This window comes from Streptomyces zaomyceticus (genome assembly GCF_014656215.1).
In the GTDB taxonomy this organism is placed as follows: Bacteria; Actinomycetota; Actinomycetes; order Streptomycetales; family Streptomycetaceae; genus Streptomyces; species Streptomyces zaomyceticus.
The window spans coordinates 293,488-311,466 of record NZ_BNBZ01000005.1 but is presented as its reverse complement, the minus strand read 5'-3'; the positions used below and the strand labels follow the sequence as shown (position 1 = coordinate 311,466).

Genomic DNA, 17,979 nt, shown 5'->3' with positions numbered 1-17,979 from the left:
GCGGCAGACCGTCCAGACGCCGACAGATCTCCTCCGCCGCCCCCGGATCCTCACCCACCACGAACCCCGGACGCGCCGCCGCACCCCGCTCCCCCAAGAGCCGCAACGCCGTCCCCGCCGCCAACGGACCCAACGGCCGCACCACCTCCCCCGGCACCCCCAACGGCTCCCGGCTCGTCGCGAGGACGGTCACTCCCGGACAGCGCGTGAGGAGCGTCTGCGTCAGCTCGGCCACCGCGGCGACCACCTGCTCGCAGTTGTCGAGGAGCAGCAGCATCCGCTTCCCCGCACAGTGCTCGACGATCTCGGCGAAGGGTTCCTCCGAGCCCGCTCCGGGGACCGACGGGCCTTGCCACAGCTGGGTCCGGCGGGCCCCGAGCGCGTCGAGCACGGCCGCGACGACCGTGCACTCCTCCCGCACCGAGGCGAGTTCGGCCAGATGGACCGGACCGTCCTTGTACGTCTCCGCCGCCTCCAGGGCGAGCCGCGTCTTGCCGACTCCCCCCGGTCCGGTGAGGGTGACGAGCCGCCGTTCTCCCCACAGTGCGGCGAGCGCACCGAGCTCGTCCTCCCGGCCGATGAACGAGGTCAGCCGGGCGGGGAGGGCGCTCCGGTACCGCGGGTCCGGCACCGGCGGAGGCCCCGGCGCGTGCGCCGGGGCAGGCCCAGATGCCGGTTCGGACGAAGGTGCCGGTACCGATTCGGATGCCGGTACGGGCTCAGGTCCTGGGACGAGTTCAGGTGCCGCTGGAGTGGTCGCCGTGCCGTCCGCCAGAAGTTCGGCGTGGAGCGTGCGCAGTTCCGGCCCCGGGGCCGTGCCCAGCCGCTCCGCGAGGCTCGCGCGGACCTCCTCGTACGCGGCCAGTGCCTCGGCGGGCCGCCCGGCCGCCCGCAGGGCGCGGATCCGCAGGGCCTGGAGCGGCTCGTCCAGAGCCTGTCCCGCCGCCAGGGCGGCCAGAGGTGCGAGGGCCTCGGTGGCCCGCCCCAGTGCCAGGTCGGTGGCGAGCCGGTCACGGCGCGCCCGGTCGTGCCGTTGATCGGCCCTGACGAGCAGGGGGTCGGTCTCCCGATCGGGCAGGTCGGCGAGGGCGGGCCCCCGCCAGAGCCCGAGGGCCTCGTCGAGGAGCACGGCGGCCCGGGCGGGGTCTCCTTCGGCGAGGGCCGCCGAGCCCTCGACGGCGAGACGTTCGAAGCGGTACAGGTCGACGGCGTCCGGGTCCGCGGCCAGCCGGTAGCCGCTGCCGGGCGTGGAGACGACCACCTCCCGGCCGAGTGCCCGGCGCAGCCGGCCCACCAGTGCCTGGAGCGCCGCCGTACGGTCGCGGTCGTCGTCCCGGTCAGGATTCCGGCCCTCGGCCCGGTCGCCGTCGGCCCACACCTGTTCGATCAACGCGCGCGTGCTCACCGCTCGCCCGCCGGCCGCGGCCAGCGCGACGAACAGCGCGCGGAGCCTGGCGCCGCACAGGACGACCTCCGTCCCGTCGTCGGTACGGAAGGCCTGACACGGACCGAGAACACGGTAGGGCGGCTGCACCGGCCCATTCTGCCCCGCCGGGCACCACGCCCTCACCGGGATTTCCCGCCGCGTCGCGGACCCCGCCACGCCCCTCGGGGCGCCTTCACCCCCTCCTCTCGGCGGCGAACTCGCGCCACGCCGTGTCATCGCCATGGCGTCGGCGGGGTCCGGGTTCGACAATGGTGGGGATGACCGATGAAGACCCGCCTACGCGCCATGGCGAGATCGGGCCCGCCGAGTGGCTCGCCATGAACAGGACCGGCAGCTTCGACTGGGATCTCGACACGGGCACCATCGATGTCGACCGGTCCGGGCTGCTGGTCTTCGGGCTTGCCCCGGACGACACCTACGACGGGCGTCCGGTGTCCCTGATCGCCCGTCTCGCCCCCGAGGAGCGGGCCAAGCTGGAGGAGGTCGTGCGGCAGGCGGTCACCAGTGGCGAGGTCTCGTACACGGCGCACTTCCCCATCCCGCAGGACGACGGACCACCCCACTGGACGCATGTGCAGGCACGGATCCTGCGCTCGCCGGACGGGCGGGCCAGGCGGATCGTCGGCGTCGTACGGGACACGACCGCCGAGGTGACGCGGATCGCCTTCGTCCAGGAGCTGGAGAGACGGCGCGAGGTCCAGACGAACATCGTGGAACGGACGACGCGCGCGCTGTCGCGCGCGGTGACGGTCGACGACGTCACGGCCGCCCTGACCGGCCCCGGCGGGCTCGCCCGGCTCGGCGCCGACGGGCTGGCCCTGGGCCTGGTCGAGAACGGCTCGCTGAACATCATCGCGCTCAGCGGCGAATCGCTCGACGTGCTCAACGACTTCCGTGTCCGGCGCCTCGACCGGGGGCTGCCGCTGGCCGAGGCGGTACTCAGCGGCCGGCCCCGGTTCGTCTCCTCGTTCTCCACCCTCGGACAGGACTACCCCGAACTCGCGCCCTACCTGGCGCGCCTGCCGTTCCGGGCCGCCTGCTATCTGCCGCTGGTGGCGCAGGCACGCTCCCTCGGCGGGATGGCCCTGTACTACCGGGGCCGTACCTCCTTCAACGCCGACGAGCGCAACCTCGCGCTCGGTCTCGCGGCGATCGTCGCCCAGTCGCTCCAGCGGGCGATCCTCTTCGACGAGGAGCGGGAGCTGGCCACCGGGCTCCAGGCGACGATGCTGCCGCGCCGGATCCCGGAGATCACGGGCGGCGAGATCGCCGTGCGCTACCACGCGGCGTGGAGCGGGCGGCAGGTCGGCGGCGACTGGTACGACGTGATCCCGCTGCCCCGCGGCCGGGTCGGGATCGTCGTGGGCGACGTCCAGGGGCATGACACCCACGCAGCCGCCATCATGGGGCAGCTGCGCATCGCCCTGCGCGCGTACGCCGGTGAGGGGCACGCCCCTTCGACGGTGCTGGCCCGCGCCTCCCGGTTCCTCGCCGAGCTGGACACCAACCGCTTCGCCACCTGCACCTACGCCCAGGTGGACCTGGGCAGCGGCACGCTGCGTGCCGTACGGGCCGGGCATCTCGGGCCGCTGATCCGGCACACCGACGGCCGGGTCGGGCAGCCCAAGCTGCGCGGCGGGCTGCCACTGGGGCTCGCGACCGCCTTCGGCGACGAGGAGTTCCCGGAGACCCGGCTCGACCTCGTGCCCGGGGAGACCCTCGTGCTCTGCACGGACGGACTCGTCGAGCAGCCCGGCTCGGACATCGAGACCGGTCTCACCGCCCTCTCGGAGGCGATCAGCAGTGGCCCGCCGCAGGCCGAGGCCCTCGCCGACCATCTCTCCGAGCGGCTGTGGGAGCGTTGGGGCTCGGGCGACGACGTGGCACTCCTGGTGCTGCGGCGCAGCCCGGACCCGGGCACGGTCCGGGCGCCCCGCATCCACCAGTACATCCACCAGGCCGACCCCCAGGGTCTCTCGGACGCGCGAGCGGCCGTGGGGCAGGCGCTGCGCGACTGGGGCATGGAGGAACTCGCCGACGACGCGGAGCTGTTGACGGGCGAGCTGCTCGTCAACGTGCTGCTGCACACCGAGGGCGGTGCGGTGCTGACCCTGGAGGTGCTGCCCGAGCCGGTGCGGCGTGTACGGCTCTCGGTGCAGGACCGGTCGAGCGCCTGGCCCCGCCGGCGTACCCCCGGCGAGGCCGCGACCTCGGGGCGGGGGCTGCTGCTGCTCGACGCGCTGGCCTCCCGGTGGGGCGTCGAGCCGCGTGGTGAGGGCAAGGCGGTGTGGTGCGAGATCGGCCCCGTGGCGGTGACCGCCGGCTCCGCCGTGAACGGCTCCTGAGGCGAGGAGGAAGGCCGTGGACCCTGTGGCCGCCCTGAACCGGATCGCGTTCCTCCTGGAGCGTGCGCAGGCGCCGGGGTACCGGTCCCGTGCCTTCCGTACGGCCGCCGCCGCGGTCGACGCCCTGCCGGAGGGCGAGGCGGCCGCGCGGGCGACGGCGGGCACCCTGGAGTCCGTGAAGGGGCTCGGCCCGAAGACGGCCGCGGTGGTGCGCGAGGCGCTCGACGGGCGGGTCCCGGAGTATCTGGCGAAGCTCGAGGCGGAGCTGGAGGAGTCCCTGCGCACCGCCGAACCCACGAGTGGGGGCGAGGCGCTGCGGGCGGCTCTGCGCGGCGACTGTCATCTTCACTCGGACTGGTCCGACGGCGGCGCGACCATCGAGGACATGGGCCGTGCGGCGGCGGGGCTCGGCCACGAGTGGGCGGTGCTCACCGACCATTCACCCCGGCTCACGGTGGCGCGGGGTCTGTCGCCGGAGCGGCTGCGGGAGCAGCTGGACGTGGTGGCGCGGCTGAACGAGGAGTGGGCACCGTTCCGTCTGCTCACCGGGATCGAGTGCGACATCCTGGAGGACGGTTCGCTCGACCAGGAGCCCGAGCTGCTCGACCGTCTCGACCTGGTGGTCGGTTCGGCGCACTCGAAGCTCCGGATGGACGCGAGGGCGATGACCCGCCGGCTCGAACGGGCCGTGCGCAACCCGCTGATGGACGTGCTCGGGCACTGTACGGGCCGGCTGGTGGCGGGCGGGCGGCTGCGGCCGGAATCGGAGTTCGACGCGGAAAGGGTGTTCGCCGCGTGCGCCGAGTCCGGGACGGCCGTCGAGATCAACAGTCGCCCGGAACGGCTCGATCCGCCGAGGCGGCTGCTGCGGCTCGCGGTGTCGGCGGGCACCTGCTTCGCCGTGGACACGGATGCGCACGCGCCCGGCCAGCTGGAGTGGCAGATCCTCGGCTGTGCCCGGGCCGAGGAGTGCGGGGTCCCGGAGGACCGGGTGATCAACACGTGGTCGGCGGACCGGTTGTCGGAGTGGACGCGGGCCTGAGCAACGCACGACGGGCCCTCGGCCGCCTCGGCGGCCCGTCGGCTCGCGCCGGCCCGTCGGCTCGCGCCGGCCCGTCGGCTCGCGCCGGCCCGTCGGCTCTCGCGAGCCGACCGCCGTGTCCGCCGGTCCGGCGGCGGGTGTCAGGCGCGCTGCCAGACCGTGGTCGCGTTGCAGAACTCGCGGATGCCGTGGCCGGAGAGCTCACGCCCGTACCCGGAGCGCTTGATCCCGCCGAAGGGGAGGGCGGGGTGCGAGGCCGTCATGCCGTTGACGAACACGCCCCCGGCCTCCAGGTCGCGCACGAAGAAGGCGACGTCCTCGGGGCTCCGGGTCCAGACGTTGGAGCTGAGTCCGAACGGCGAGTCGTTGGCCACGGCCACCGCCTCCTCGATGTCACGGACCGGATAGACCGTGGCCACCGGGCCGAAGGCCTCCTCGTGGTGGATGCGCATCTCGGGGGTGATCCCGGTGAGGACGGTGGGCCGGTAGTACCAGCCGTTCGCGAGCCCCGGTTCCTCGGGGCGGTGTCCGCCGCACAGGGCGGTGGCACCCCGCCGTACGGCGTCGTCGACGAGGGCCTCCAGGTCGGTCCGTCCCTGCTCGGTGGCGAGGGGGCCGACGTCGGTGGAGTCCTCGAACGGGTCACCGACGGTGAGGGCGTTCATGGCGGCCGTGAAGCGCTCGGAGAAGTCGTCGTACACGTCCTGGTGCACGATGAAGCGCTTGGCGGCGATGCAGGACTGCCCGTTGTTCTGCACCCGTGCGGTGACGGCGGTCTTCACCGCCCCGACGATGTCGGCGGACGGCATGACGACGAACGGGTCGCTGCCGCCGAGTTCCAGGACGGTCTTCTTCACCTCGTCGCCCGCGACGGAGGCGACGGCCCGGCCGGCGGGCTCGCTGCCGGTGAGCGTGGCGGCGACGACCCTGGGGTCCCTCAGGACGCGCTCGACGTCGCCGGAGCCGATGAGCAGGGCCTGGAAACAGCCCTCCGGGAATCCCGCCCGGCGAAAGAGGTCACCGAGGTAGAGCGCGGTCCTCGGCACGTTGGAGGCGTGCTTGAGGAGGCCGGTGTTGCCCGCCATGAGCGCGGGCGCGGCGAAGCGGATCACCTGCCAGAGCGGGAAGTTCCACGGCATGACGGCGAGGATCGGCCCCAGGGGCCGGTAGTGGACGCGGGCCACGTCCGCACCGGCGTCCTGGATGTCGCTCTCGGCCGGGTGCTCGTCGGCGAGCAGCCTCTCGGCGTTGAGGGCGTACCAGCGCATCGCCTTGGCGCACTTTCCGGCCTCCGCGCGGGAGGCCGAGATCGGCTTGCCCATCTCGAGGGTCATGATGCGGGCGATGTCCTCGGTGTCCTCGTCGAGGAGCGTCGCGGCGGCCCGCAGCAGCCGGGCACGTTCGGCGAAGGACGTGGTGCGGTACTGGCGATACGCCTCGTGCGCGGCGGCGATCCGCCGCTCGACCTCCTCGGGCCCGTGGGCCTCGTAGATACGCAGCGTCTCGCCGGTCGCGGGATTCACGGTGGCGATGCCCATGACCTGTCTCCTCCTGCCAACGGCCCCCACTGCAACCTTCCGCCTTGCGCGGCCCGGCGCAACAGGGGCGGCGCGGTGGGGTGACCCGGAGGGCAGGAGAAAACGGGAGGGAGCGGGGGGAGCGGGAGGAAGGCGGTCGCGGACGTAGTGGGCGTCGTCCGTGGTGACGATCTCGGTCGTGCTGCCGAGGGAAGGCGTCCCGTTGTGGCGGCGAGGGCGACCGCGATGCCACGACGGCGCGGCGAGGTGGAGTGTGTACTCGTGCGGATCGGAGGCGAGCATCTCACGCCCCCGATCCGCCCCGATCCGGCCCCTGAGACACCCGCTAGGCGGTGAGCCAGGTCAGTGCGCCCGTGAGGTGGGCGCGGAACACCGGGTCCCGGTAGGTCTCCGGGGCGTGTCCGAGGGCGGTGAAGAAGACGCGTCCGCGGTCGATCTCCCGGCACCAGACGAGTGGATGGTCCTCGCCGTGGGTGCCGCCGCGGTACGAGGACTCGTCGGCCCGGGCCAGGACCCGTACGCCGCTCCCGTCGCCCCCACCGCTCCCCCGCGGGTCGGAGGTGAAGTTGTACCACTCGTCGGTCCACTCCCAGCGGTCCGGGAGCGGGGCCGTCGCCGGATGCTCGTGGTCGTCGACGAGGACGAGACCGGGCTGGATCTCGGGGTGGCCGTCGAACCGGGTGCCGAGCAGTTCGCCGTAGAACGGCCAGTCCGGCTCCGCGTTGGCCGCCGCGTGGACGGCGAGCAGTGCGCCCCCGCCCCGCAGATACTCCTCGAGGGCGGCGCGCCCCTCGGGTGTCAGGACGTTCCCGGTCGTGGACAGCAGGACGACGACGGCGCAGTCGGCGAGGCGCCCGGGCGTGAAGACGCCAGGGTCCTCGGTCGCCTCGGCCGGCCTCCCCAGGTCCCGGGCCAGCTCCGTGAGCGCGGCGGCACCGTCCGGGATCGAGTCGTGGCGGTAGCCCGCGGTGCGGGTGTAGATCAGGACGTCGGGGGTGCGCACGCGGTGGACTCCAAGCGGGCCGGTGGGGCGGAGCGTCGGACGGTCGAGCGAGCACCGGGGAGAAAGCGCTTTCCGTCCGGCGTCGACCGTAGCCACCGAAAACCCCGGGCCGCAACCCCCGACCCTCCGGCACACTGCCCCGATGACGCCGATCCCCACCCGAGCGCACACCCACGCCCCCGCGCGGCGGGCCCTCGCCCATGTGGCCGACCGTTCCACCGGCGATCCACTCGACCCCTCCCTCCGGGTCACCCTCAACTTCCACCCGCACTTCCTCCACGAACTGGCGGACGACGGGGTCTACCGCTCCCAGTTCGCCACCGGGACGAGCAACGGCGGCCTCACCGCCCACCCCGGCGGGGACCGCCGGCGCTGGGAGAGCCGCATCTTCGGCGGGGCGTACGACGACGCCCCCGCGGACAGCCGCCCGGTCTACGGCGCCCTCGACTTCCGCCGCCGCCCCTTCGGTGCCGCACCCCGCTTCGGCTCCGCCCATCTGCGGCTGACGGCCGCCGCGCTGGAGCGGGCGACCTTCTGCTATCCGGACAGCTTTCTGGAGCCCACCGACTTCGGCACCGCGGACCGCATGCCTCTGATCGCGCTCGCCGAGGCCGACGACAAGGACCCGATCGACGACTACATCGAGGCACAGATCCACGGCCCCGTCCTCGTCGGGCGCGATGTGGAGGCGCTGGTCCTGGACCCGAGTCACCGGGGTACGGAGGTGGAGGCGGCGGCCCGGCGGCTGCCGTGCCCCGTCGAGTGGCACGGCGGCTTCCGTCTCTCCGTCGACGAACTGCGACGGCACCCCGGGTTCCGCGGTCCGCGGTACGTGGAGCTCGGCGTCCGGATCGCCGTCGACGGATGGCTCGACCCCCGGATCGTGCAGGAGGCGGCCGGTTCGGGGCGGTACGACCCTCAGGACGTGAAGAAGGTCTGGCACCACCTGGCCCGCTTCGGGACGCCGTCCGACTGATCCGTTGTCGTATCGGATACATCTCTGTATCTTTTGGCGCGCCGTGCACCACCCGTGCCCACCCGCTCATCGAGGAGCCGCCATGAGCACCGTGCCGCCCGCGCTCGCCGCCGCCGTCGGGCCGTTGCCCGACGGGGTCGTCCTGCCGCTGCCGCCCACCTTCGACTCCGTCGAGGAGGAGCGCCGGTACCGCAAGGAGCAACTCGCCGCCGGCTTCCGCATCTTCGGGCGGTTCGGCTTCTCCGAGGGGGTCGCCGGGCACATCACGGTCCGCGATCCCGGAGACCCGGACGCCTTCTGGGTCAACCCCTTCGGGATGAGCTTCGGCCAGATCAAGGCCTCCGACCTGATCCTCGTGGACCACGAGGGCACGGTCATCGAGGGACGCAGGCCCGTGAACCGGGCAGCGTTCGTCATCCACTCGCGGGTCCACGCCGCCCGGCCCGACGCGATCGCCGCCGCGCACTCGCACTCCCTGCACGGCAAGGCCTTCTCCAGCCTCGGCATACCGCTCGACCCGATCACCCAGGACGCCTGCGCGTTCTTCGAGGACCACGGGATCTACGACGACTACCGGGGCGTGGTGAACGAGACGGAGGAGGGCGAACGGGTCGCCAAGGCGCTGGGCGACCACAAGGCGGTCATCCTCAAGAACCACGGCCTGCTCACCGTCGGCCACTCCGTCGCCGAGGCCGTGTGGTGGTTCGTCACCATGGAGCGCTCGTGCCAGGCGCAGCTCCTGGCGATGGCGGCGGGCACGCCGCAACTCATCGACCGGGAGACCGCCCTTCTCACCCGGGGACAGGTCGGCGGTCATCTGGCCGGCTGGTTCCAGGCGCGCCCCCTGTGGGATCAGATCACCGCGTCCGACCCGGACCTCTTCGACTGATCGGCGGGGCCGGGGTCGGTCACGGCACCGGGGCCGGGGTCGGCGGCGGCTCCCGGGCCGGGCACCCTGCCCGGGAGCTCGCGCGTCGACACCTCGAGGAGCGGGGCGAGGAACTGCCGTTCCAGGCTGCCCGGCGGCAGTTCCGCCGGTTCCACATAGCTCTGCGCGAGTCCGCCCTCGCGCAGGGCGATGAGGAGCCGCGCGAAACGGTCGGGGTCCACGGTCAGTTCCCGTCCGGCCCTGCGCAGGACGAGGGTGAGGCCGCGCGCGATCTCGGCCCGCAGCCGCTCGTCGTGACGGGCCAGCACCCACGCGGCCTGCGGATCACGGATGGCGTGCAGGGTGAACTCGGTGGTCACCAGGTACCAGTCCCGCTCGTCCGGTTCGACGCGGGCGGCCAGCTCCGCGAGCCGGGTCAGGGTGTACTCCTCGGCGGTCAGCGCGTCGATCGCCTCGGCGAGCCGCTGTACGGTCCGGTCGCTGTGCTCGTCGAAGAGAGCGAGGAAGAGCTCTTCCTTGCTGGCGAAGTTCGAGTAGTACGCGCCCCGCGTGTATCCGGCCCGCTCGCAGATCTGCTCGATCGTCGTGGCGTGGAAGCCGTGCTCGGCGAAGGTCTCCAGGGCAGCCTTCAGGAGCGCCGCACGGGTACGGGGCCGCCGCCTGGTGACACCTTTCGGCACGGGTGCTTCCTCCTTCGTCCGGGGCCGCGTCCTGCGGCGGACGCCCACCCTACCGGCGTTCCCATCCCGGGCACGGTTGAGCACCGGCGGATAAAATTCACGCATGGGAGAGCGGCCCGTCGCGCCCGCGGCGCCTAATCTGGTCCTCGAGATCGACGGGGACGCAACGCGCATGAATCCGACCCGCGTCTATCGCATCGGGCGCGACCCCACCAGCGACTTCGTCCTCGCGGACGCGCGCGCGTCCTGGCACCACGCGGTGCTCAGCGCCGCCCACGGCCACTGGACCCTGGCGGACGAGGGCAGCACCAACGGCACCTTCACGGACGGCCTGCGGGTGGCCGGGGCGAGGGAGGTGGGCGCCGGGACGGTCGTACGGTTCGGGCATCCGGAGGACGGGCCGCGCGCGGTGCTGTCGGCGGGAGCGCAGGCCGCCGGTCCCGCGGAACCGCGAGCCGCGGCGGCCGCCGTACAGGAGCCCTCGATCGCACCGGACCCCCCGGCGCCGGGGGAACCCCAGGTGGTTGCGGACCCCGTCGCGGAGCCCCTGGCCGTACCGGAACCCGTCGACGCGCCGGAGCCCGCCGCGGAGCCCTTGGCCGCGCCGGAGCACCTGTACACACCTGAGCCCCCGGCCACGCCCGAGCCCCGGCCGGAGCCCGAGTCCCTGTCCCGGCCCCGGCCGGAGCCCGAGCTCCAGCCCCCGCCCCACCCCGAGCCCCAGGCCGCACCGGCGTCCGGCGCCCCGCCCGGCCGCGCCGCACCGCCCCGGCCCTCCTCCGTCTCGCACCCCGCCGCCACCGGCACCTTCCGGCAGCCGACCTCCGTGCGGCCGTTGCCGACCCACAGCATCCGGATCGGCCGCGCCCCCGACAACGACGTCGTCGTCCCCGATCTCGTCGTCTCGCGGCGGCACGCCGAGCTCCGTGCCCATCCCGACGGCACCTACTGGATCCATGACCTCGGCAGTCACAACGGCACCTTCCTCAACGGCCGCCCCGTCGTCGACGCCCGGGTGACACCGGACGACATCGTCGGTGTCGGCCACTGCGCGTTCTGTCTGATCGGCGGGCAGCTCGTCGAGTTCACCGACACCGGCGAGGTCTCCCTCGACGTCCAGTCGCTCGCCGTCACCGTCGACCACGGCCGCAAGACGCTCCTCGACGAGGTGTCGTTCCCGGTCGGCCAGAAGTGTCTGCTCGGGGTGGTCGGGCCGTCCGGCGCCGGGAAGTCGACGCTGCTCGGCGCCCTCACCGGTCAGCGCCCCGCCGACCAGGGCAGCGTGCTCTACGACGGCCGCGACCTGTACCGGGACTACGCCGAGCTGCGGCAGCGCATCGGACTCGTCCCGCAGGACGACATCCTGCACCTCCAGCTCACCGTCCGCCGTGCCCTCGGATACGCCGCCGAGCTGCGCTTCCCCGAGGACACCGTGCCGGCCGAGCGCCGGGCCCGGGTGGACGAGGTGATCCGGGAACTGGGGCTCGTGGAGCGCGCCGATCAGCCGATCCACAGCCTCTCGGGCGGGCAGCGCAAGCGGGTGAGCGTCGCCCTGGAGCTGCTCACCAAGCCGTCGCTGCTCTTCCTCGACGAGCCGACCTCCGGTCTCGACCCCGGCATGGACCGGTCCGTGATGCACATGCTGCGCGGGCTCGCCGACGACGGGCGGACGGTCGTCGTGGTCACGCACAGCGTGCTCAGCCTGGACGTCTGCGACCGGCTGCTCGTACTGGCGCCGGGCGGCCGGGTCGCCTACTACGGGCCCCCGGGGGACAGCCTGGGCTTCTTCGGTTACGAGCAGTGGCCGGAGGCCTTCGAGGCCTTCGAGAACGACCGGGACCGCGACTGGGCGGGCGAGTACCGGTCGTCGCGCTTCCAGCGCCGGTACATCACGGACGCGACGGCCCGCCCGGACGTCCCCGTCCCCGGGGCGGCCCCGGACGTGCCGCAGCCGGGCCCGCCGCCGAAGGCGCAGAGCTGGGGATCGCAGCTGCGGACCCTGGTGCGCCGGTACACGGCCGCGCTCTCCGCCGACCGTACGTTCCTGGCCATCATGATCGCGCTGCCGTTCGTGATGGGGGCGATGGCCCGGGCCCTCTCCGAGGGCAGTCTGAACCCCGAGTCGAGCTTGAACGTGCTGCTCATCCTCTGTGTGGGCGGCGTGCTCACGGGCGCGGCGAACGCCGTGCGCGAACTCGTCAAGGAACGCACCATCTACCGGCGCGAGAGAGCCGTTGGCCTGTCCCGCTCCGCGTATCTCGCCTCCAAGGTGGTGGTCCTCGGCACCATCACGGTCGTGCAGGCGGTCGTGCTGACGCTGGTGGCCCTGATCGGCGTGCCGCTGAACGTGCCCGGCGGCAAGGGCGTCCTGATGCCCCCGCTCGTGGAGATCACCCTGGCCGTGGCGCTCCTCTCCTTCACGGCGATGATGCTGGGGCTGCTCGTCTCCGCCCTGGTCCGCAAGGAGGAGGTGACGATGCCGCTGCTCGTCCTCCTCGCCATCGTGCAGGTGGTGTTCTGCGGAGCGCTCCTGACCGTGCGGGGCACGCCGGTCCTGGAGCAGCTGGCCTGGCTGGTGCCCTCGCGCTGGGCGTTCGCCGCGATGGGGGCGACGATCGACATCGGGCAGGTCGCGCCGAGCGACAAGACGACGGATCCGCTGATGCAGCACACGGCAGCAGCCTGGTTGTTCGACATGGGCATGATGGTGGTGCTCTGTCTCGTCATCGGACTGGTCGTGGCGCGGCTGCTGCGCCGCCACGAGCCGGTCGTCATGCGGAGGTAGGCCGTGAGCGTCCCCGTACCCGAGTACGTGCCGGACTTCCGGCCCACCCATGTCGTGCCGCGTTCCGGCCTCGACACCTGGGAGGCGCCGGATCCGACGCTGCCCACGACTCCGCTCGACGCGTTCCTTCCGGTGCGGCTGGAGGAGCGGGCCGGTGACTGGGGGCGGATCCAGTGCTCCAACGGCTGGACGGCGTGGGTCGACGCACGGCTGCTCGTCACCGTTCCCGACGACCCGCCGGCGGGCGGGCCCCTCACCCGGACCGCCGACCCCCGCCCGCTGATCGCCCGCGCCGAGGACGCGCTCGGGCGCTACCGGCGGGCGGCGGAGGCGTTGGGCGCGGGCCGCCTCGACGGCGAGAACTTCCGGCTACGGACGCGCGGCCTGCGGGTGGGCATGGTCGTCGACGGCGAGTCGGTCTGGCTGTACGACGCGGAGCACGAGCGCTGGGTGTACTGCGACGGCGTGGGACTGAGTACGTACGCGGCTTCGGCGGCGCCCTCGGTGGCGGCGGCCCCCGGACCGGCAGCCGGTTCCGCGCCGTCCGAGGAACCCGACAGGGCCGAGGAGCCCGAAGACGAACCGGCCGGAGCCGCGCCCCCCGACCACGAGCCGACCCAGGTGGTCCTGCGGGGAGACCCGCCCGCGGCCGCCGGGTCACCGCCACCGACCCAGGTCGTGCCCCAGGCCGACCCGCCACCGACGCAGGTCGTGCCCCGGGCCGACCCGGACCCTGCCGTCGCCGCCGGCCCGCCGCCCACCCAGGTCGTGGAGCGGCCGCCCGAAACGGCCGGTGAGGGCTGATGGCCGGCACACCGCGCGACGATCCCGAGCTGCCCGCCGGCCGCCCTTCGGGGCTCCTCGGCAAGGAGATCGCGGGCTACAAGGTGGAGGGCGAGATCGGGCGCGGCGGGATGGCGGTCGTGTACCGGGCGAGGGACCTGCGGCTGGGCCGGACGGTGGCGCTGAAACTGCTCGCCCCGGAGCTGGCCCGCAACGACACCTTCCGCAAACGCTTCGCACACGAGTCACGGGTCGCCGCCTCGATCGACCACCCCCACATCGTGCCGGTCTTCGAGGCGGGCGAGACGGAGGGCGTGCTCTACATCGCCATGCGGTACGTGGCCGGCCAGGACCTGCTGGCCCTGCTCGACCGCGAAGGACCGCTGTCGCCCGTGAAGGCGGGCAGGATCGCCGTACAGGTGGCTTCGGCGCTCGACGCGGCGCACGCCCACGACCTGGTGCACCGGGACGTGAAGCCGGGCAACATCCTGGTCGCGGAGGGAACCGACCGCGACCATCCGGAGCACGTCTACCTCACGGACTTCGGTCTGACGAAGAAGTCGCTGTCGCTGACGGGCTTCACGACCGTGGGCGAGTTCGTCGGCACGCTGGACTACGTGGCGCCCGAACAGATCTCGGGCAAGCCGGTGGACGGCCGCTGCGATGTGTACAGCCTGGCGTGCGTGGTGTTCGAGACGCTGGTGGGGGCGCCGCCGTTCCGCCGGGACACCGACTGGGCGGTGCTGTGGGCTCAGCAGTACGATCCGCCGCCACCGCTCTCCGAGGTGCGGCCGGGACTGCCGGAGGCGGCGGACGCCGTGTTCGCGAAGGCGCTGGCGAAGACTCCGGAGGAGCGGTACGGGACGTGCCTGGAGTTCGTCGCCGCCCTGCGCGCCGCCCTGACCGACGGCGGTGACGGGCCGATCGTGACGAAGGGACCCCAGCCGCTGGGGCCGCCGCGGGACCCGCCCGCGTGGGCGAGGCCGGTGTTCCGGGAGCTGTAGGCCGAAGCCGGTGTTCCGGGAGCTGTAGGCGGCGGCGCCTGCGGGCGGCCTCCCCGGGGCCCTCTTTCCCACCCGGCCCCTTGTCGTTCACTCTTGCTCAGGGGCCTTGCTCAGGGTCGTTGATCACTCTTGCTCAGGGGCCCTTGCCGGCGGGGCCCTTCGAGGGCTCCACCTCGCCCTTGCGGTGCACCCGGGTGGCGAGCAGGCCACCGAGGAAGCCGAAGAACGCGCCCCAGAGGAGGGCGAAGCCGACCGTCTTCCAGATGTGGGGGCGCAGGATCACTTCCCCGCCGAGGGAGTCGAGCTCTCCGATGCCGAGGACCGAGAGGCCGAAGCGGGCCTCGACCAGGGTCAGCGGAGCCACGACCAGCATGGTCAGGGCGAACGCGATCGCCAGATGCAGCGCGTGCTGCCAGAGCTTCGTCCTGGCCGGGGACCGGACCGCGGCCACGAAGGCCACGGCGAGGACGAGGACGGCGGCGACGGGAAGCAGCCACCAGGCGCGGCCGTCCTGCGCGGCGAGGGTGCTCAGGTCGATCGTCGAGAGGTCCGTACTGTCGCCCGTGCCGTCGCCCTGGCGCATGACGGCGTCGAGGACCTGCGGCATGGGCAGGCCGAAGGGCCCGTCGACCCTGCCCTCCCAGGAGCCGCCGATGCCCACTCCGAGGGCGAGCCAGCTGACGTTGGGCAGGCCGAGCAGGAGGACGGCGAGGGTCTCGGCGGCGTGCCCCTTGGTCGCCGCGACGACCACGCCGATGACCAGGCCGACGACCACGTAGGCGAGGAGCAGGAGAAGCATCGCGTGCGCCGCGGGCCGTACGGGCTCGTGGTAGCGGACGAGGCGGGCCGGCAGCGGTGTTCTGCGGGAGACGAGCAGGGCGACGACGAGCACGCCGAGGATCCACAGCAGCCCGTAGAAGAGCGTCGGACCGACGTCGGTGCGGAAGCCCACGGTGGGGTTCACGGCGTCGAGGAGTTCGCCGAAGATGTCCATGAGCGAGCCCTGCTCGTCCCCGCCGCCGATGGTCAGGGGGAAGTCGTGGCGGGCTACGGCCGAGACGCCCGCGAGCGCGAGCAGCCAGAGGACGACCGTGCTCACGGCGCGCAGCAGGAGTTCGCGGGTGCCGGCCACGGCGTGGTGGCGCAGGGGGCGCAGAAAGCAGAAACCGGTGACCAGTGCGCCCACCAGGGTGACGGTGAGGGGCATGGCGGTCAGTTCGGCCTGGGTTCCGGCGAGGGAGCCGGCATCGCCGGAGAGCTCGATCTTGCCGCCGGCGGCCATGACGACGACGGCGGCGAGGACGGCGGTGAAGCCGCCGGGAAGGTCGGCCGCGCCCGCGGCCCAGAGGCCGAGGCCCGCGGTGACGCCCATCGCGACGAACCCGGCGACGACGGCGGCCAGGGCCTGGAGGCCGACGCGGGCGAGGGGCCCGGTGGAGGTCGCGGCGGGCCGCGCGGAGGTGGGGAGCCGACTGCTCACCCTGACCACGCTAGTACCGCCGCCGGTCGGCCGCAGTGTCGGTGGCGGTCGGCCGCGGTGTCGGTGGCGGACGGCCGCGGTGTTCGGTGACGGCCCCGCTCGACCGGCGGCGGGATCCGGCCGGGCGCCGGGTGCTCTGCCGTCCGGGCGCCTCCGCTTGCGGGCGGGCACCGTTCGGCGCACACAATGGGCCCGGAACGGAAGAAAGGGAAAAACGTGACTTCCCACCCGCCGTCCGGCCCTCCGTCGGTCCCCCCAGCAGGTCCCCCCTCAGGCCCCCTCTCGGGCCCGAGCACACGCCCGGGGAACGCCGGACCCCCACCGCCTCCAGGACCGCCCCACGGCGGTTCGGGAGGCGGCTCGGGCGGCGGCGGCTCGTCGGGCGGTTCCGGTGGCGGCGGCTCGTCAGGCGGTTCGTCGGGCGGTTCGGGCAGCGGCGGCGGCCCGGGCGCACCCGGGAACGGCGGTCCCGACAAGGGCCCCTGGTGGCGCTCCGTCCCCAAGGTCGCCTCGGTCACCGCCATCCTGGTCGCTATCGCGGCCCTGGCCGTCGTCCTGACCAACCGCCCCGACGACAAGGGCGACACCGCGGGATCCGGTGGCGGCGAGGTGTTCCTCCAGAACGCCGCCGCCTCCGGCCCCGATCCGTTCACCCGGTCGACGGCGCGCGCCGACACCGCCTCCGCCTCGCCCGCCTCGCTGCCTCCCCGAACCACCTCGGCGACCCCCGAGGTGTCGGGCTCGACTCCCGGTCTCTACGGCGGGACGCAGTCCGTGGCCAGCTGCGACGTGGAACAGCAGGTCCGCTACCTCTCCGGCGAGCCCGAGAAGAACACCGCGTTCGCCTCCGTCCTGGGTCTCTCCGCCAACGAGGTCCCGGGCTATCTCCGTTCCCTGACCCCGCTCCAGCTCCGTGCCGACACCCGGGTGACGAACCACGGCTTCCGGAACGGCTCCGCCACCACCTACCAGGCGGTGCTCCAGTCCGGAACGGCCGTCCTGGTCGACGGCCGCGGAGTGCCCAGGGTGCGCTGCGCCTGCGGCAACCCGCTGACCGAGCCGGTGGCGCAGAAGTCCCCGCGGACGACGGGGACGCCGTGGCAGGGCTACAGCAACGACCAGGTGGTCGTCGTGGCTCCCTCCGTGACGGTCGTGAACGTCTTCGTGGTGTACGACCCCCAGAACGACATCTGGTTCGCCCGGCAGCACGGCGACCACGGCAAGAACGACAAGCCGACCCCGCCTCCTCCGCCGCCCACCAAGTCACCTTCGAAGTCCCCGTCCACCTCGACCTCCACGTCCCCGTCCGCGCCCTCGACGTCGCCGGTGCCGTGCGTGACGGTGACGGGCACGGAGACCCCGACGCCGAGCGACGGCGTCACTCCGTCGCCGTGCCCCTCGACGCTCTCCCCCGCGCCGTCGACGTCCTCGCCGTCGACACCCCCCTCGGACACGACGCCGTCGACCGACACGTCCTCGCCCCCCGAGTCGCCCGACTCGTCGCCGCCGCCCCAGTCGCCGGGTCCGGAGTCCGCTCCGGTCACCGAAGGATCGGCCGACCTGAACACCAGCCAGTCGGCCTCGGGCAGTTCCCCGGCGGGCGCGGCCTCGAGCCCGGGCTCCGCCCCGGGCCCGGCCCCCGGGCAGGATGCGGCTCGGTGGTCCGCCGCCGGAGCGGTCGGTCAGCCGTTGGTCTGATCGAGACCCGCGGCCCGAGTCGCCGGTCGGGCGCCAGTCGCGCCGGTCACGCCGGTTCGCAGGGGCGAGGGCCGACGGCGGTCGCCCGCCTCGGGTGCGGCGGCGGGGCCGACCGCGGCTTCAGGCCGATGCGCAGGGTCCGGAGCCAGGTTCCGAGCGGCAGGGGCCGGGCCGGACGCTCCTCCGCGCGCCGCTGCCACATCCGCTCGTCACGGTCGGTGAAGTGTCCGGACATCGACTGTCTCCTCTCCCTTGCGGTAGGTGGCCACCAGGCCACTTGAAGGAGTCTGTAACCTTATTGGCCCGGAC

14 protein-coding genes are annotated in these 17,979 nt (G+C 73.5%); 8 read left to right on the top strand and 6 right to left on the bottom strand.

All coding sequences use genetic code 11. From position 1 onward, the window contains the following. Positions 1 to 1,534, bottom strand: a 1,534-nt coding sequence (locus IE311_RS10200; protein ID WP_268257177.1) for an AfsR/SARP family transcriptional regulator, incomplete at its 3' end; no start/stop codon positions are given. A gap of 170 nt (positions 1,535 to 1,704) precedes the next feature. Between IE311_RS10200 and IE311_RS10195 the strand changes: the two genes are divergently transcribed. Further along, on the top strand, positions 1,705 to 3,792 hold the full coding sequence (locus IE311_RS10195; protein WP_189831268.1) for a SpoIIE family protein phosphatase: 2,088 nt from the start codon (positions 1,705 to 1,707) through the stop codon (positions 3,790 to 3,792). A gap of 16 nt (positions 3,793 to 3,808) precedes the next feature. Next, the gene (locus tag IE311_RS10190) at positions 3,809 to 4,834 is read left to right on the top strand and encodes a PHP domain-containing protein (protein ID WP_189831267.1); all 1,026 of its coding nucleotides are present in this window, start codon (positions 3,809 to 3,811) and stop codon (positions 4,832 to 4,834) included. A 140-nt stretch (positions 4,835 to 4,974) separates the two neighbouring features. On the opposite strand, the gene IE311_RS10185 is transcribed toward IE311_RS10190, so the two are convergent. Further along, positions 4,975 to 6,372: an NADP-dependent succinic semialdehyde dehydrogenase gene (locus IE311_RS10185; RefSeq protein ID WP_189831266.1), complete on the bottom strand. Its 1,398-nt coding sequence runs from the start codon at positions 6,370 to 6,372 to the stop codon at positions 4,975 to 4,977. Positions 6,373 to 6,697: 325 nt separating this feature from the next. After that, positions 6,698 to 7,375, bottom strand: coding sequence for a ThuA domain-containing protein (locus IE311_RS10180; RefSeq protein ID WP_189831265.1), 678 nt, complete (start codon positions 7,373 to 7,375; stop codon positions 6,698 to 6,700). Positions 7,376 to 7,517: 142 nt separating this feature from the next. On the opposite strand from IE311_RS10180, the gene IE311_RS10175 reads away from it, so the two are divergent. Both IE311_RS10175 and IE311_RS10170 read left to right on the top strand, forming a co-directional pair. Continuing rightward, positions 7,518 to 8,351 (top strand): DUF3626 domain-containing protein, encoded by an 834-nt coding sequence (locus IE311_RS10175; protein WP_189831264.1) that lies wholly within the window; start codon positions 7,518 to 7,520, stop codon positions 8,349 to 8,351. Positions 8,352 to 8,433: 82 nt separating this feature from the next. Beyond that, entirely contained in the window at positions 8,434 to 9,240 is an 807-nt protein-coding gene (locus IE311_RS10170) for a class II aldolase/adducin family protein (RefSeq protein ID WP_189831263.1), read from the top strand. On the opposite strand, the gene IE311_RS10165 is transcribed toward IE311_RS10170, so the two are convergent. Further along, complete coding sequence (locus IE311_RS10165; RefSeq protein WP_229901829.1) at positions 9,204 to 9,920, bottom strand: TetR/AcrR family transcriptional regulator; 717 nt, start codon at positions 9,918 to 9,920, stop codon at positions 9,204 to 9,206. The two genes, IE311_RS10170 and IE311_RS10165, sit on opposite strands and share 37 nt — an antisense overlap. A 103-nt stretch (positions 9,921 to 10,023) precedes the next feature. Between IE311_RS10165 and IE311_RS10160 the strand changes: the two genes are divergently transcribed. Genes IE311_RS10160 through IE311_RS10150 form a run of 3 tightly spaced genes read left to right on the top strand, consistent with a single transcriptional unit; the run spans position 10,024 to position 14,492 of the window. Then, entirely contained in the window at positions 10,024 to 12,705 is a 2,682-nt protein-coding gene (locus tag IE311_RS10160; protein WP_189831262.1) for an FHA domain-containing protein, read from the top strand. A gap of 3 nt (positions 12,706 to 12,708) precedes the next feature. Next, positions 12,709 to 13,509 carry an SH3 domain-containing protein gene (locus IE311_RS10155; RefSeq protein ID WP_189831261.1) on the top strand — a complete coding sequence of 267 codons (801 nt, stop codon included), beginning with the start codon at positions 12,709 to 12,711 and terminating at the stop codon, positions 13,507 to 13,509. Next, entirely contained in the window at positions 13,509 to 14,492 is a 984-nt protein-coding gene (locus IE311_RS10150; RefSeq protein ID WP_189831260.1) for a serine/threonine-protein kinase, read from the top strand. Before IE311_RS10155 ends, IE311_RS10150 begins: the two co-directional genes overlap by 1 nt. A 133-nt stretch (positions 14,493 to 14,625) precedes the next feature. On the opposite strand, the gene IE311_RS10145 is transcribed toward IE311_RS10150, so the two are convergent. After that, positions 14,626 to 15,981, bottom strand: coding sequence for a streptophobe family protein (locus IE311_RS10145; protein ID WP_189831259.1), 1,356 nt, complete (start codon positions 15,979 to 15,981; stop codon positions 14,626 to 14,628). A 207-nt stretch (positions 15,982 to 16,188) separates the two neighbouring features. Here IE311_RS10145 and IE311_RS10140 point away from each other — a divergent pair, with 207 nt between their 5' ends. After that, entirely contained in the window at positions 16,189 to 17,670 is a 1,482-nt protein-coding gene (locus IE311_RS10140; RefSeq protein WP_229901828.1) for a DUF6777 domain-containing protein, read from the top strand. Positions 17,671 to 17,716: 46 nt separating this feature from the next. On the opposite strand, the gene IE311_RS10135 is transcribed toward IE311_RS10140, so the two are convergent. Next, positions 17,717 to 17,905, bottom strand: a complete 189-nt coding sequence (locus tag IE311_RS10135) for a hypothetical protein (RefSeq protein WP_189831258.1) — start codon at positions 17,903 to 17,905, stop codon at positions 17,717 to 17,719. Positions 17,906 to 17,979: the final 74 nt, after the last annotated feature.